Below are 14,756 nucleotides of genomic sequence, written 5' to 3'. Positions count from 1 at the left end.
CGCTCAGGCTCAACTACGAGGTCCTAGTGGTCGAGGAGGCGGTGAGGGGGATCTCCAAGGATGGGGAGGAGAGGGCTAAGTATGAGATGCTCAGGGAAGGGGGAATACTGGTGAGGCTGGATGAGATAGCCTAAGCGGGATTTGGGAGCGCGGGGTCCTCAAAGTAAGAGATCGATGGTCTCGGTAGCTCGGTGAAAGAGTGAAGATGTTGCCCGCTCAGTCCTCAGTCTTCCTCCTCTTGACCGCTCTATCGAAGATTATCCAGTTCTGGTACCACTCCTCGTTCTCCCTCCTGAGGAGAGAGAGCGCGCTCTTCATAAGCTCCTTCGTCGTCACCTCAGTGATCCCCCTGCTCAGGAGATCGCACTCCAAGATCCTGGCTATCTTCCTCGCCACCTCAAGCGGGGCTCCGGCCTTCATGCAGCTGACAACTACCTTCTCAGGCGAGAACTCCTCCCTGCTCCCATCCCTCTTGATCACCACTATGCCCATGAGACCACCGGGGGCTCAGGATGAGTCAGCTTAAAAGCTTGCCTCCCTCCTTTTGATATTTTATTGACGAAAATTTGTTTATAAATTAAATATTTCATCGCATGCGGCTCACGCGCTATCATGATGGGAAATAATTTAAAAAATTTCTCTTATATCACAAAAATTCTCAACTTGACAGTACCCTCTCATGATATTCACGGAAATCTAATCCATCGGAGGGATCCTCGCGGTGCTGAGGGAGAGCTTTATTAATTCGCCCCGTCGATAGAGCCTATGAGACCCCTGAGCCCCCTCGTGCTCACCTCAACGCGCGGTGGAAGAGGAAGAAGATAGGCAGGGGATTCAGCCTGGGAGAGCTGGAGAGGGCCGGGATAAGCGCCTCGGAGGCAAGGAGGCTCGGGATCTACATAGATAGGAGGAGGAGAACTGTTCACGAGTGGAACGTGGAGGCCTTGATCAGGTTGAAGGCCTCTCAGGACGTCAAAGATTCCTCCTGATGACGACCTTCCGCCTGGATGCCGTGCTCACCAGATGCCTGGTGATCTTCTCCTTCCTCACCCCATCCCTCAGGATGACCTCGAGCCTCCCACCAATCCCCACGACCTCGGCGTCTATGCCGCATAGCCTCAGCCCCTCCTCCAGGTCCCGCGCATCCGAGGCCGGTGGCTCGCCGCCGCAGGGTCCCAGGTCGCAGGCTCGGCATCCCAGGGAGTGGGCCTCGATGTTGGCTGAGCAGGCGGCCGGGAAGACCCTCAAGCCCAGCCCGGCGGCCATCCTGGTCAGGAGAGATTTAGTTAGGGAAGCATCTATCGGAACCTGTCTGCCGCTCCTCAAGTTCCTATCGCTTAGGAGATCCTCCAGGTGGCGAATTCCGATGCCCCTCATCCTCTCCATGATCCTGGGGGTCACCCTGAGCGTCCCGAAAACGACCCCCCTCGCTCCCGACTCCTTGGCTATTTCCAGTATCCTCGGTCCCTCCTCCTCAGCTATCCCCGGGATCAGGGGTCTGAGGAAGAGGGCCACGTGAACGAGCCTCGAGAGGTTCCTTATGGTCAGGAACCTGAGCTCCGGCTTGGGAGCTAATGGCTCTACCTCGCTAGCGCGATCCATGGTGGGTATCGTGACCAGGACGCTTAGCCCGGGGTCCGCCTCCACGAGCTTGGAGGAGTCCTCCTGATTTAAGTAGCACTTCGTGGAGACCTGTGCGGGGTTCCCCAGCAGCTCCCTGACGGTCCTGAGGTACTCGAGGGTCCTCTCCCTCATCTTCGGTAGGAAGGGCTCAGTCACGGATCCGAAGGCGAGAAGCGTCCCCTCCCTGGACGGAAGGAAGTAGGGGTTGGAGAGGAGGGCGTAGGCCAGCTGAAGCCCGCTTAGGTTTGAGACGGTCGGGGGTCCGGTGAACCCCATGTCCTCTATGTAGCAGTACCTGCACCCGAAGCTGCATCCCCTCCCGGGGTGAACCGTGAGTCCGCACATCCTCGGCTCCCTTCTGGCGTGAGAGTCCATCAGGGCCTCCTTCCTCTCCCTTGGGGACAGCCTGCTTTCCAACTCCCTCCTCAGCTCCCGCTTGAGTTCCAGGAGATCGACAAGACCTGATCCCATATCGGGATTACCTAGTCTAGTGAGGGGGCGCCTATTTTACCGTGACGCAGCCCTCCGTCCCGGCAGAGCACCCGCTTGAATCTGAGAACGCCCGGGGCGAAATATCAGCTCGAGTGAATTCACCTCAGCATACACCTCTCTGAGGTCTGATCGGGATCCTCATCGCTCCTCTAAGCGTCCCTCGAGCGGTCTCCCACGGAACTCATGGCCCGCGTTGAGGACCTCCGCAGAGGTACTCCAAAGCCCTGAGGTAGACGCCGACGGAGAACTCCAGCTCATCCAAGGAGATGGCCTCCTCATCGGTGTGAGCCAGCTCGCTCCTTCCCGGTCCGTATGCGGCTATGCTCCTCGCTTTGCTCGCGAGCAGGTTCATGTCGCTCGTCCCGTACTTCCTTAGGAGTTTGGGCCTGGCGCCCGACGACAGTATGGCCCTCATCAGAGCTCTTGGAACGGGATCGCTCGGCTTGACGGAGACGGGCTCGGTGACCCTCCGCAGACGGGCCTCGCAGCCCTCGCGGATGAGCTTAGATATCTCCTCAGCTATTACATGAGCATCCCCCCGTCCGGAGAATCTCAGGTCCAACTCGGCCGAGGCCGACTTGGGAAGGACGCTGAAGGGGCTCCCACCCTGAACCCTTATCACGCTCAAACTGGCTCCTGGGAAGCCGTAGCCCCTGATGGAGCTGAGGCTGTCGATGAGCTTATCGATGGCGGAGTCCCCCGGGTGCGAGGAGTGCCCTCCCCTGCCTCGGCACTCCAGGATCAGCCTGGCGCTCCCCCTGTAGGAGATGACCACACCGGATGCGTTCGATGGCTCCCCAACTATCACGTAATCCGGGATGCCACGCTCGAGGAGGCTCAGAGCTCCTCTGCTCTCCCCCTCCTCATCCGCAAGGGCGGCAACCATCACCGGGCAGCTCGAGAGGGACGCGGCCACGAGCATGGAGGCCAGGGGACCCTTGGCATCGACGGCACCCCTTCCCCTCACCTCCCCTCCCGAGATGACCACCTCCAGCTCCCCCGGCACCGTGTCGTAGTGACCGACGAGGGCCACGCGGGCATCTCCCCTCTCGGCTATGACGTTTCCCACGGGATCGGAATGAGCCTCGAGCCCAAGTTCCCTGGCTATCCTCACGAGCTCGTCCTCGAGAGTTCTCTCCTTCCCGTTTGGGCTGTACACCCTGAGGAGCTTTATCAGGACGTCAGCCACCCTGCTCAACGAGGACCCCCTCCAGCCCCTCCACGAGGAAGGAGATGTCCTCCTCGCTCACCATGTAAGGTGGGAGGATCCTGATCACACTGCTCCCGGCCTTCGAGACCAGGATCCCCTTTCTCTGTAGGGAATCTATGACCGGATCCGCCTGGATCTCCAGCTCCACGCCAATCATCAGCCCCTCGCCCCTCACCTCTCTCACAGGCCCTTTGATCTCCTTAAGCATAGAGATCAGCTTTCTTCCAGAATCAAGGGCTCTATCAGGCACTTCATCCTCCATCAAGGTCCTGATCCCTCCGCAGATGGCTGCGCAGGCTAGCGGATTTCCACCATGCGTGCTCCCATGTTCCCCTCCCTCCACTCCCTCAAGGACCCAGTCCCTGGCCGCCACGAGGCTTACGGGGAAGCCGCCCCCCACGCACTTGCCAGCTGTCATGATGTCGGGCTCAACTCCCCTGCTGAGGTGCGCCCAGATGACACCCGTTCTTCCGAATCCGCTCTGGACCTCATCGAATATGAGGACCGCCCCTCTCTCGTCGCAGGCCCTCCTGAGCTCCCTGAGGAAGTCGGCGCTGGCCGGCCTGATCCCTCCCTCACCCTGAACGGGCTCCACTATGACAGCGGCCGTCTCATCATCGACCGAATCGGCCGAGGTGAGGTCGTTGAACCGCGCGAACCTCACGTCCAGTGAGGGGAAGCCCCTCCTGTACCTCGGGTTCCAGGTAACGGAGAGCGAGCCCAAGGTCCTGCCGTGAAACCCTCCTTGGAATGCTAAGATGCGCCTCCTCCCAGTGGCCATGAAAGCCAGCTTCAGAGCGAGCTCAACGGCCTCAGTCCCGCTGTTCTGAAGGTAAACGTTCCTGAGAGGCCTTGGGAGGATCGTGGCGAGGTGATCCAGGCAGAGATCCATAGCATCGCTGAAGAAGACGTTTGAGCAGACCATGATCTTCTCCATCTGTTCCCTGATTGCCTCCACGACCCTTGGAGGGTTGTGTCCCAAGAAGGCGGCGCCGTGACCAGTGTGGGCATCCAAGTACCTCCTCCCCTCGGAGTCCCAGACGTACTGACCCCTCCCCCTGACCAGCCTGATCCCTCTCCTCCTGTGGAACTCCATGAGCGAGATCATTCAGATCCCCAGAGCATATCTGACGATCTCACCGGCTATGTCGACCCCGGTGACCCTGGCGGCGTTCTTGAATTCGGTTGTGGCGTTGGCCTCTATCACGAGGAACCCCCTCTCCTCGTCCTCGACTATGTCCACCCCTAGGAAGCCGCCACCCAAGGCCCTACAAGTCCTCACCACTATCTCCTCAAGCTCACTGTTGGCCTCAACAGGCTCTGCCCTCCCTCCCCTAGCCGTGTTCGTTATCCAGTGGTCCGAGATCCTGTATATGGCTGTCAGGAACCTCTCCTCATTTCCATAGGCCCTTATGTCCCTCCCCGGCTTTCTGATGTACTCCTGAACGTAGTGGATCCTGTAATGGGGTGAGCCCATGGCCTCCCTGTGCTCTATTATCGCCCTGAGCTCCTCCTCATCCCTAGCCAGTGAGACGAGCCTCCCCCAGCTGCCGTTTACGGGCTTCACTACCACGGGGAATCCGATGCTCCTGGCGGCCCTGAGAGCTCCCTCGAGGGAGAAGGCCACCGCCGTCCTCGGAGTCGGTATGCCCGATTCCGAGAGCTTCATGGAGGTCGCCAACTTGTTTCCGCACACCCTCAAGACCTCAGGAGGATTGACGCATCTCAAACCCATGTGACTCATCAGCTCCGAGGAGAGCAGGGCGTTCGTCTGGCTGATTGCCCTTATCAGGGCGACATCACCCCTCAGGGTCCTCTCACCTATGAGAAAGTGATTATCGGAGTTCAGATGTATCAGGGAGAGCTCGTGGCCCAGCCTCTCAACAGCTCTCATCAGCTGGACCTCTTCCTCCCTCATCCTCTCGTAGACTAGCGCAACCCTCATTCTCCCCAGTCCTCCAGGACACCCTGGGCCTCCCTAAGGGCGTAACTTCCTCCCTCCTCGAAGACCTCGAGCACCGCGCCGCATGAACCGCACTCCAAGAGCTCCCCCGGTATGACATCATCGGGCAGCCTCACGGGCGATCCGCACACCGGACATGCAGCCTCCATGTTCGCACCACTGCGTGCGATCATCGGGAATTTAAAAAGATATCTTCGCACCTCTTGGTTCGAAGTTCGTCAAATAAGGGTGAAAGATTTACCAGTTACCTATGATCGTGCCCTCCCCGTTCAACGCTCTGGTGACGGGTTCGTCCCTCAGTCCGTTGGCCACCACGACCCTCACCCTGTCAGCGACCTCCCGAGCCAGCATAAGCTTCCTGTTCATTCCAGCCCCCACCTTACTCATCATGGCACCCAGCTCGCTGAGATCGATGCTTCTCCTCAGATCACCGTCAACGATGACACCATCGACGTCGGTGAGTATTATAAGCGCCTCGGGCATCAGGGCCTCGGCCAGCCTCACGGCTGCCTGGTCGGCGTCGACGTTCAGCATCTCCCCCTTCGTCCCCTTGGCTATCGGGGACATGACGACCCCGTAGCCGGCATTCAGCAGTAATCTCAAGAGCTCCGTCCTCACCTCGCGTATCCTCCCGGTGTAGCCCCCGGGTATCACGAGTCTCTTTCCCCTCTCCTCAACGACGATCCTCTCCTTCCTCTCGGCTATCAGCGTGGCTCCATCCACTCCAGAAATTCCCAGGGCATCTATCCCGAGGCTCAGCAGCTCTTTGACTATCCTCCTGTTTATGAGCGACATCACCATGACATAGACCTCGAGCTCCCTCTCGTCGGTGTACCTGCTCCTCACGCCCGACGGGGATGTCACGAACCTGGGCTCGATGCCCATCCTCCTGGAGACCTCGCTGACCTCATCCCCCCCTCCGTGGACCAGCACGAACTCTCGGCCCACCAGGTCCTCGGCTATCCTCCTCAGGTTCCTCAGGGTCCTCCCGCCGAGCTTCACCAGGATCAAGGGTATCACCTCAAGGCCTGAGCGGTGGGGTCATGAGGCCCTCGGTCTCATCGAAGCCAAGCATCAGGTTCATGCACTGCACGGCCTGTCCCGCAGCCCCCTTCACCAAGTTATCTATGGCTGAGAAGCAGGAGGCCCTGCCGACATCAGCTGAGCAACCTAGATCGGCGAAGTTGCTGCCCAGAACGTTCCTGACGTCTGGATATGTGCCCCTGGGGGTCAACCTGATGAACGGCTCCCCGGCGTAGAGCCTGACGAGCTCCCTGAATAGGCCCTCCTCATCCACATCGATGAGGGAGTGAACGCTCGCGTAGGAGCCCCTGACCGAGCCTACGGAGTGGGGCACCATGCTGACCCTCACAATCCTCCCGGTGATGGTCGCCAGCTCCTGCATGACCTCGACCTGATGCCTGTGGCCCGATGCGGAGTAAGCCCTTATCGCATGACTCCTCTCCGGATGATGCGTCCCCCTCGATGGCTTAGAACCGGCCTCGCTGCTTCCCACCTTGAGGTCAGCTATCAGGTGGCTAGCGCCCAGCCTGGCCAGCGGGACTGAGGCTAGGAGAGTTGACGTGGCGTTGCAACCCGGCACCGCCACCAGACCGGCCCCCCTTATGCTCTCCCTCTTGAACTCCGGAATTCCGTAAACGGCCTTCCCTAGCAGATCGGGGGCGGGATGATCCCAGCCATACCACTCCCTGTAGAGCTCCGGGTCCCTCAGCCTGAAGTCAGCGCTCAGGTCAACCACCTTCCTGCCCTCCTCCAGGAGCTTAGGTGCTATGTCCTTCGCCATCCCGTGGGGGAGGGAGAGGAACGCCAGGTCATAGTCCCTCCCCATCACCTCCTCGACTGAGGAGAAGCTCAATCTGAGCAACCCCTTCAGGTGAGGATGGACCAGATGCACGGGCTTGCCCTTGTGCTCCTTCGACGTTACGGCAGCTATCTCAACTCCCCCATGGTTCAGGAGTATCCTGAGGAGCTCACCACCGGTGTACCCGGATGCTCCGAATATCGCTACTCTCAGTACGAATCACCAAATCAGAGAGCGGCTCATGATGATAATTTAAATTTTTCGTTCCGTAGTTCACATACAACATCTCGAAAAACGAACAGCGTTTGAGGTAGGTCGCTTTTAGCGTAACTCCGGATGCTCGAATGACTCGGCGAGGAGGTTCTCATGCGAGGCCGCTCGAACGTCCTGGTGCTATCGCTCACAGCGTTCGCGATAGACACGACCTTCGGCGCCTGGTGGATGATCCTCCCGCTCTACCTGGAGAGGCTGGGGGCCAGCGTGCCCGAGGTGGGGATCAGCTGCGCCCTGATAGACATGGCATGGGCCATCTCTCAACTTCCCGGAGGTCTCCTCTCCGATAGGTTCGGGAGGAAGAGGATGATAATCATATCGACATCCACATTCACCCCATTCTACATCTCGATGCTCCTCCTGAAGGACTGGGCAAGCGCAACGGCAGCCCTGACGCTATCCTCCCTCTTCGCTGGTCTACAGAACCCATCCTTCAGCTCAATGATAGCTGAGTCATCGGAGGACCGCGAGGTGGCCAGGGCCTTCGGCATCTACAACTCCCTGATGAACCTGGGATGGGCCCTTGGCCCGCTCTTGGGAGCCATCGTGATACCTATCCTGGGATTCGACGCTATCTTCACATCAGGGGCGATCGTGACGGCCATCTGCCTGCTCCTCAGATCGATCCTGCTCTCAGAGCCCTCCAGCTCAAGCGGGAAATCTCGGGTCCCCGTGAGGGGGGTGGTGATCCCGATCGTGACCTCCATACTGATCTTTCAGGCCGCAAACGGCATGATATATCCCCTGATACCTATCTACGCCGAGAGGGTGATGGGCTTCAACCTGAGCGAGGTGCAGCTGATGTTCTTCGCGGCCCAGCTTCTGATCTCCCTCTCCAGCCTGGCCGCCGGGCCCCTCATGGCCAGGATGGGTGGTCTCAGAGGACTGTTGATGTCCTTCCTCCTCTCCGGAGCTTCATCAATGGCATGGGCCCTCTCGAGATCGGGCTATGCGGTGATCCTTCTCTCAATATACTACTCCTCCCTCTTCGCCTTCGCGGAGGTGGCTTTCAGTACTCTGTTCAGCGAGGTCACGACGAAGGAGAGGAGAGCCACCGCATTCGGTGCGGCAACCGTGATGTCCGGATTGGCCCACTCAGCTGGCTCCTACCTGGGCGGGATCCTCTGGGAGGTGAGCGATCCCCTCACCCCCTTCCTCCTGGCATTCTCCCTGATGATCCTCTCGCCCCTCCCCATGATAAAAAGCGAGAGGGCTTAATGCCACTCCTCAACCTCGTTGTACCACTTCTCCTTGGTCCCCACCTTCGCCCTCTTCTCCCATTTCTTCGACTTCGGCGTCTCATTGAGGTACTTCAGGAGCTCATCTATCCTGGATCTCACCACGGCCTTGTGAGTCTCCTCAATTTCATACTCATCCAGCTTGCTCCTGAGGAGCTGCAGGTTCGTTGTCACGGTGTACCAGAATCCCCAGTCGTCGAAGAGCCCCTGTATTTTGAAGGCCTCAAGGTTTATCTTGTCATCATCGTCCCACCCGAGCTCGTGGGCCCTGAGAAGCACTATCGAATCCTTGAAGTCCTTGTCATTCATCTTGACTATCTGGAGCTTCTCAAGGAGGAGCTCGGCAAGTGGCAGCGTTAAGGGATCCTTCTCAAGCCTTCCCTTGAACTCTATGGTGTGGTTCATCGCAAGTCTGTCCAGGAAGACCTCGACCATCGGTATCCTGTCGCTGTAGTATATCTGCCTCACCCTGCCGTAGTACATCAGGAGCCTCTGATCAACCTCGTATCCCCTCTCCGCGAGGAACTTCGCGATCTTATCCCTCTCCTTGGAATAACCGGCCAGATCTATGTCCGTGAATACTTTAGCTCCCAGCCTCTTCAGCCTCTTCCAGAGGTCCTCGTACTCCTTGCTGTGCATGTAGATGGCCATTCCTCCTATGACCCTCAGGGTTATCCCCCTCTCCCTCGCCCCCTCAACTATGGCCGTCGCCTCCTGTATGAACTCCTCTGGCGAGGGGTACTCCTCTATCGGTATCTCAGAGGGTAACCTGAACCTCTTCATGGTCTCACCCGGACACGAAGGAGTAGCCCTTAACCTTCCCCCTCTCTATGTCTATGAGCACCCCCTTGAGTATGCCCTCCCCGTACTCGCTTCCGGGGTTGAAGCAGACCGTTCTCCCTATGTTGCAGACACCCTTGGACTCGTGTATGTGCCCGTGAAGGCCCATCATGGGCTGGTACTTCTCTATCGCCCTCCTGACCGCGACGCTGCCCACAGGAATCATCTCGCTGACCGACGGCGTCAGATCCTTTGAGAGCTTGGGGGCCAGGTCGAGGCCGGAATCGTAGGGAGGAACGTGGAAGTTGAATATAGCATTTTCCATGTTCTCCACCTGCCTCACGAGATCCTCTATGAGCTCCTCCAGTCTCTCCTCTGGGACCTCCCTGGGGGTCCTCCAGGGGGTGGGGTTCGAGTAGGGCAGCGTTATCATCTCGTGGTGATCATCGACCCAAACCTTCCTCATCCCCGCGTTGATGACGAAGTCGCTGCTGTTCAGGACCTCCTCCACCTCAAGGGGGTCATCGTTGCCGGCCGCTATGAATATCTTGACGTTCTTCCCCCTAAGCCTCTCCTCGGCCAATCTGATCCAGCTGCTCAGCCTGGCCTTTATGTTCTCCACGAACAGCCTGTCCTTCAGCTCCGGGTTCCTCTCTATCTCCTCCAACTCCTCCTTCGTCACTATTATTGGGTAATAGCCCGCTATAGAGATCCTCTTCTTGACATCATCCAGCTCCTTCTCCTTGAACTTATATGTGCCCCCGAAGAACGTGCTCACGTATGTGCCGTCCGGGTTCCTCACTATCGGGATTATGAGCTTCCCAGAGAGATCTCCTAGCAGTATGCCAACATCAGCCTTGTATATCGGAATCGCGTTCAGGAATTTCCTAAATACGTACTCGGAGCCGTGCACATCGGTAATGAACAGGATCCTGGTCATGGGATCACCCTTCTCATCGAGCGACTGCCGATGATCCCACTAAAAAAATATAAAAAGGTGTCTCACTCGGGAGGAAGCTCCTTCCAAGCTAGGTCTATGTCTATCCCTTCCTTCTTGTTCTTCCATCTCCAGTACGCCCACCAGAGCATCCCACCGGTCCAGACGAAGAGGAAGGCTATGAGTCCCTCCGGCGTTATTCCCTCGAGCTCGGGCGTGGTGTAGTAGAAGTACTCTATTATGGCCACGTTTATCAGGTCTATTATGGCGCATATCGTGATTATGTGAATAGGACCTATCCTCCAGTTCCTGTAGGGGGAGGTCTCCCATATGGACCTGACCTTCCTCACGAACGGGAATATGAGCGCACCTACAGCAGTGACTCCCCAGAGCGATATGCCCTCGGTCGCTGGGCAGTCGAGCGAGGAGATGGGACCGGCCCCTCCGAATGAGTAGAGAGCTATTCCTAGCTCGCTGACTATGAAGAAGAACGTCAGGTTCTTGATGGGGGACGCCCACTTAGGATTCACCTCGGAGAACCACTTCGGCCCCATCCTGTCCATGCCCCACGCCACGGCTATCCTGCTGGCGGCAACGTATCCGAGCGGGATGTACATGTAATCGCATATTATGAAGCTCAGGGCCGCTATCACAGCCAGCGTGTAGCCCAACGGGTTGCTTATGTCTAGGAACACCCTGGTGACTCCCATGAAGTTCGGTGGGAAAGGCATGTTGTAGCCGTCCAGGCCAACGTTATCGGCAACTGAGAGGGCGTACATGAAATCCCTTCCGACGACACTCGGGAAGAGCAGAGCGAATACGAGGACGAATATAGCTGGAGCGACAACGGAGCTTATCTGAGCTATCATTATGTTCCTCTGGGGCCTCTTTATCTCTCCAGCCATCACGTTGAGGTCCAAGCCGTATCTGGCCCACCAGGCGTTGACCACGACGAGGCCCAGCGTACCCCAGAGGACGCTTGCTGTGGGGGCGAACACCCTAGGATCTACCTTCATGGCCGCTCTTATCATTCCCTCGTAGTCCAGCGAGTTGTACTTTGCTGCCATGGCGTTCCAAGCCGCTACGAACTCCTCATGGGAATGCATCCCGAGTATCACACCAACGATGGCTAAGGTTATCATCGAGAGGATCATCATCGTCCTCTGGTGCCACAGGTAGAATCTGAGCCCATAGAACGTGAAGAGGTAGCCCAAGAAGTTGACTATGGATGCTATTATGAACATGCCGACCGGAGAGGCGCACCACTCAGCGGCCTCTTGCATGTCGAGCATGCCGAAAAGAGTCTTCAGGCCAGGATCAGCGACCCAAGGAGCTAGTATTATTCCCCAGAGCCACCAGACGAAGTACTCTGCGAAGCTAACGGCCATTCCTATGGCAGGATGCAGTATCCTGGTGTTGTATACGTAGCTACCTCCGCTCCTGGGCATTGAGGCTCCCAGTATTCCCCATACGAGCGCCGCGCCGAAGACCCCGAAGAAGGTGGCGATCCATATGGAGTTCAGCACGTCCCCGGAGGGGAAGAGCCATATTCCCCAGCTCAGCAGGGTCCATATGGCGACAGCGGGGCCCTGGTTCAGGAAGCCGAAGGAGAAAGCGTCTATGAGGCTGGCCTCCCTCACCAAGCCGCTGGCCCTCCTGGCGAAGACCTCCTTCGGAACTATTCCCCCTCCAACTTCTGACGACATGATCTCTCACCTACTAACGTAGGCTTGGGCCGGTTTCCTTGCATTTTTTATAAAGATTACGCCTCCTCAACTGGAAATGATCTTAACATACTATGCCCCAGTTCAATTTGATCCAAGTTCGAGGGCGGGGGATTCCGGCCCGCGGGATCCGGTGGATCGGGCCTCAATGCGCATCTTCCTTTTCATAGTGAAGTGCGGAAGGCTATCATCTCAGGAGGAAACCATGCTTCAGATCATCCTTAGGGTCCAGTATGAACGCGTTCCTCGCGATCACATGAGCATCTCCCCCCACCTCGGGTATCACGGCATCGTAAGGGCCGTACTTGACGACATCAACTATCCTCCCCGTGAACTTAGTGTTTATGATGCTCTCGAAGGTGAGCTCCTCCCCCGGCCTCACCTCCCCCCTCGCTAGGAGCAGGGGAAGCCTGGCGCTCACCCCAGTGCCCGTGGGGCACCTGTCCACCTCACCATCCGCGAACACAGTCACCTGCCTGCTGTGGGATCCCTCATCCTCAGGGGGACAGACGAATATTGTGCCGTAGAGGAAGCTGAGATCCTCCTCGAACGGATGCCTCACCTCCCTGCTCCCGATGATGGCCCTCTTTATCCTCATGCCGGCATCTATCACCCTCCTGTAGCCCTCTGGTGTGCACTCGATCCCCAGCTCCTCAGCGTCAACGAACGCGTAGAAGGCGCCCCCGAAGGCTATGTCGTACCTCACCCTCCCCAGCCCCTCAACTTGAACCTCCTCATCCAAGGCGTAGACGAAGGAGGGGACGTTCCTGAACCTCACCCTTCCGACCTCACCTCCCCTCACCTCCACGAACGCCCTGACCAGGCCGGAGGGGGTCTCTATCCTCACCTCCGTCTCCGGCTCCGCTGGCTCCACGGCCCGCGTGAGGACGGCGGCCTTGGCCAGCGCTATGACCGCGTGCCCGCATCCCGTGCTGTATCCCTCGTTGTGCATGAATATCACGCCGAAGTGGGCCTCCCCTGAGGAGGGCTCCACGATCACGGCCCCGTACATATCCGCATGCCCCCTGGGCTCCAGAATGAGGAGCCTCCTCAGGTGATCCAGATGCTCCATGAAGTACCTCCTCTTCTCCAGGACGCTCCTTCCCGGTATGTCAGGGATGCCGCTCGTCACTATCCTGAGGGGCTCGCCCTCAGTGTGCATGTCGAGGGTCGTTATGATCTGCCAGCCGGCCGGGGGCTCCCACTCAATTAGCCTCCTCAGGATCCTCTCCATGGGAGCTCCCTCCCAAAAAAGGGAAATGGGGGATCATGATCTACCAGCTCTCCTCCCGAGCCTCTCCCTCACGTCCTTCGGTATGTAAGGCCTCTCCGGCAGGATTCCCTGGGGTCTGTAGATCAGTATGATGGCGGTCAGGATCCCTAGTACTATCTGGTAGAGCCAGATGACCTCGAAGGGCAGCAGGCCGGTGAACTCATGCTTGTAGTATGTTATGAGCCTATCGATCACCACGAACACAGTGGCCCCGGCCAGGGCCCCCTTGTTGTTCCCTAGTCCCCCCAGGAATATCATGAGCCAGGGTAGGAACGTCCAGTTGAACCTAGTGAACTGTCCCGGGATGACGCTACCGTTGTAGAATCCCCATAGGGCCCCGGCTACACCGCAGAAGGCCGATCCTATCACTATAGCTATGGCCCTGTACTTGACTATGCTCTTGCCCAGGGCCGCCGCGGCCACCTCGTTGTCCCTTATGGCCTTCAGGGTCCTCCCCAGGGGCGTCCTTCCCAGGTACTCGGCGTAAGCGTATATGAGCAGGGCTATCAAGAGCATAACGAGCGCTGTGACGTCCATCGTGTACTTCCCCGCCCATCCGAAGACCATCGGGGTTTGCACCCCGTAGGATCCACCTACCAGCGGCCTGTAAGCCCTAGCTATAACGTTCATTATCTCCCCGAATGCCAGCAGGGTTATTGAGAGGTAATCTATCCTGAGCTTTATCGCCGGAGCGACCTGCAGCAACCCGAGCACGGCACCGACCACGGCGCCTATGAGGAGGCATAGCAGGAACAGCCCCATGGCCAGATGGGGCTGGGAGCTCAGGACGGGATTCACCAGGGAGAGCACCGCTGAGCTCTCCATTACCGGATCGAGATCAGTTTTCATCCCGAGCATCCATAGGGCTATCTTGTTGGCGAGGTTCCCCACGACGTAGGCTCCGCCGGCTACGGGGAGGACAAGCCCGAACTGCGGTATTCCGGCGAAGCCCCTCTGTACGTTCAGGCTGACTGTCACTATCAGGTAGACCGAGTATATTGCGACGAAGCTGCTGACGAAGATAAGAACCTCCTCCAGTACCTGCATGGGATCACCTCCTCGCTATCAGGGAAGCCAGCCCCTTGGGAAGCAGGGCCAGGGTCACGACCATGGCGCCGAGAGGTATTATCAGATCGTAGTTTATCATATCCGGGCCTATGAGGGACGCTGCCACCGACAGTAGGAGCACCTTGGCGAACCCTATGAGGAAGCCACCCAGCGGAGCCCCGAAGAGATAGTCCAGGCCTCCAACTATGCTGGCGCAGAACATCTCGGCTATGTAGAGGATCCCCGTGTAGGTGTTGCACATTACGTAGAAGGGCATGAGGGCGCCGGCCACACCGGCTATTGCCCCCGCTATGAACCATGAGATCAGGAGCATCCTCGAAACGTTGACCCCGAGCGTCTGAGCGAGCGAGGGG

The 14,756-nt window shown here is 58.2% G+C and carries 17 protein-coding genes; 3 read left to right on the top strand and 14 right to left on the bottom strand.

What is annotated here, in order from left to right; genetic code table 11:
* Window positions 1-134: nicotinamidase (locus BA066_03670; GenBank protein ID RDD53596.1), on the top strand; the 134-nt coding region annotated here is incomplete at its 5' end.
* A gap of 82 nt (window positions 135-216) precedes the next feature.
* On the opposite strand, the gene BA066_03665 is transcribed toward BA066_03670, so the two are convergent.
* Window positions 217-492 carry an ATPase gene (locus tag BA066_03665; protein RDD53595.1) on the bottom strand — a complete coding sequence of 92 codons (276 nt, stop codon included), beginning with the start codon at window positions 490-492 and terminating at the stop codon, window positions 217-219.
* A 251-nt stretch (window positions 493-743) separates the two neighbouring features.
* Here BA066_03665 and BA066_03660 point away from each other — a divergent pair, with 251 nt between their 5' ends.
* Window positions 744-989 carry a 50S ribosomal protein L13e gene (locus tag BA066_03660; GenBank protein ID RDD53599.1) on the top strand — a complete coding sequence of 82 codons (246 nt, stop codon included), beginning with the start codon at window positions 744-746 and terminating at the stop codon, window positions 987-989.
* On the opposite strand, the gene BA066_03655 is transcribed toward BA066_03660, so the two are convergent.
* From BA066_03655 to argC, 7 genes are all read right to left on the bottom strand, one after another.
* A complete protein-coding gene (locus BA066_03655) occupies window positions 973-2,094 on the bottom strand; it encodes a radical SAM protein (protein ID RDD53594.1) in 1,122 nt (373 codons plus the stop codon). The genes BA066_03660 and BA066_03655 overlap by 17 nt on opposite strands.
* A 202-nt stretch (window positions 2,095-2,296) precedes the next feature.
* Entirely contained in the window at window positions 2,297-3,313 is a 1,017-nt protein-coding gene (locus BA066_03650) for an N-acetyl-lysine deacetylase (GenBank protein RDD53593.1), read from the bottom strand.
* Complete coding sequence (locus tag BA066_03645) at window positions 3,297-4,421, bottom strand: aspartate aminotransferase family protein (GenBank protein RDD53598.1); 1,125 nt, start codon at window positions 4,419-4,421, stop codon at window positions 3,297-3,299. Before BA066_03645 ends, BA066_03650 begins: the two co-directional genes overlap by 17 nt.
* A gap of 12 nt (window positions 4,422-4,433) precedes the next feature.
* On the bottom strand, window positions 4,434-5,270 hold the full coding sequence (gene lysX / locus BA066_03640; protein ID RDD53592.1) for a lysine biosynthesis protein LysX: 837 nt from the start codon (window positions 5,268-5,270) through the stop codon (window positions 4,434-4,436).
* Window positions 5,267-5,461, bottom strand: coding sequence for a sulfonate ABC transporter (locus tag BA066_03635; protein ID RDD53591.1), 195 nt, complete (start codon window positions 5,459-5,461; stop codon window positions 5,267-5,269). Before BA066_03635 ends, lysX begins: the two co-directional genes overlap by 4 nt.
* A 64-nt stretch (window positions 5,462-5,525) precedes the next feature.
* Window positions 5,526-6,299, bottom strand: a complete 774-nt coding sequence (locus tag BA066_03630) for a [LysW]-aminoadipate/[LysW]-glutamate kinase (protein RDD53597.1) — start codon at window positions 6,297-6,299, stop codon at window positions 5,526-5,528.
* A 10-nt stretch (window positions 6,300-6,309) separates the two neighbouring features.
* Window positions 6,310-7,323, bottom strand: coding sequence for an N-acetyl-gamma-glutamyl-phosphate reductase (gene argC, locus BA066_03625; protein ID RDD53590.1), 1,014 nt, complete (start codon window positions 7,321-7,323; stop codon window positions 6,310-6,312).
* Between the two features lie 153 nt (window positions 7,324-7,476).
* Between argC and BA066_03620 the strand changes: the two genes are divergently transcribed.
* Window positions 7,477-8,601 carry an MFS transporter gene (locus BA066_03620; protein RDD53589.1) on the top strand — a complete coding sequence of 375 codons (1,125 nt, stop codon included), beginning with the start codon at window positions 7,477-7,479 and terminating at the stop codon, window positions 8,599-8,601.
* Here BA066_03620 and BA066_03615 read toward each other — a convergent pair.
* The 6 genes from BA066_03615 to BA066_03590 all read right to left on the bottom strand — a co-directional run.
* Complete coding sequence (locus BA066_03615; protein ID RDD53588.1) at window positions 8,598-9,404, bottom strand: hypothetical protein; 807 nt, start codon at window positions 9,402-9,404, stop codon at window positions 8,598-8,600. The two genes, BA066_03620 and BA066_03615, sit on opposite strands and share 4 nt — an antisense overlap.
* A gap of 4 nt (window positions 9,405-9,408) precedes the next feature.
* Window positions 9,409-10,341 (bottom strand): metallophosphoesterase, encoded by a 933-nt coding sequence (locus BA066_03610; protein RDD53587.1) that lies wholly within the window; start codon window positions 10,339-10,341, stop codon window positions 9,409-9,411.
* A gap of 62 nt (window positions 10,342-10,403) precedes the next feature.
* Window positions 10,404-12,044, bottom strand: coding sequence for an APC family permease (locus tag BA066_03605; GenBank protein ID RDD53586.1), 1,641 nt, complete (start codon window positions 12,042-12,044; stop codon window positions 10,404-10,406).
* A 205-nt stretch (window positions 12,045-12,249) separates the two neighbouring features.
* Window positions 12,250-13,296 carry a proline racemase gene (locus BA066_03600; protein RDD53585.1) on the bottom strand — a complete coding sequence of 349 codons (1,047 nt, stop codon included), beginning with the start codon at window positions 13,294-13,296 and terminating at the stop codon, window positions 12,250-12,252.
* 33 nt (window positions 13,297-13,329) lie between these two features.
* Window positions 13,330-14,382, bottom strand: coding sequence for a branched-chain amino acid ABC transporter permease (locus BA066_03595; protein RDD53584.1), 1,053 nt, complete (start codon window positions 14,380-14,382; stop codon window positions 13,330-13,332).
* A 4-nt stretch (window positions 14,383-14,386) separates the two neighbouring features.
* On the bottom strand, window positions 14,387-14,756 hold a 370-nt coding region (locus BA066_03590; GenBank protein ID RDD53583.1), incomplete at its 5' end, for a branched-chain amino acid ABC transporter permease.

Source organism: Candidatus Korarchaeota archaeon NZ13-K (assembly GCA_003344655.1).
In the GTDB taxonomy this organism is placed as follows: domain Archaea; phylum Korarchaeota; class Korarchaeia; order Korarchaeales; family Korarchaeaceae; genus Korarchaeum.
The sequence above is the reverse complement of the archived record's forward strand: the minus strand, read 5'-3'. Positions and strand labels throughout refer to the sequence as shown.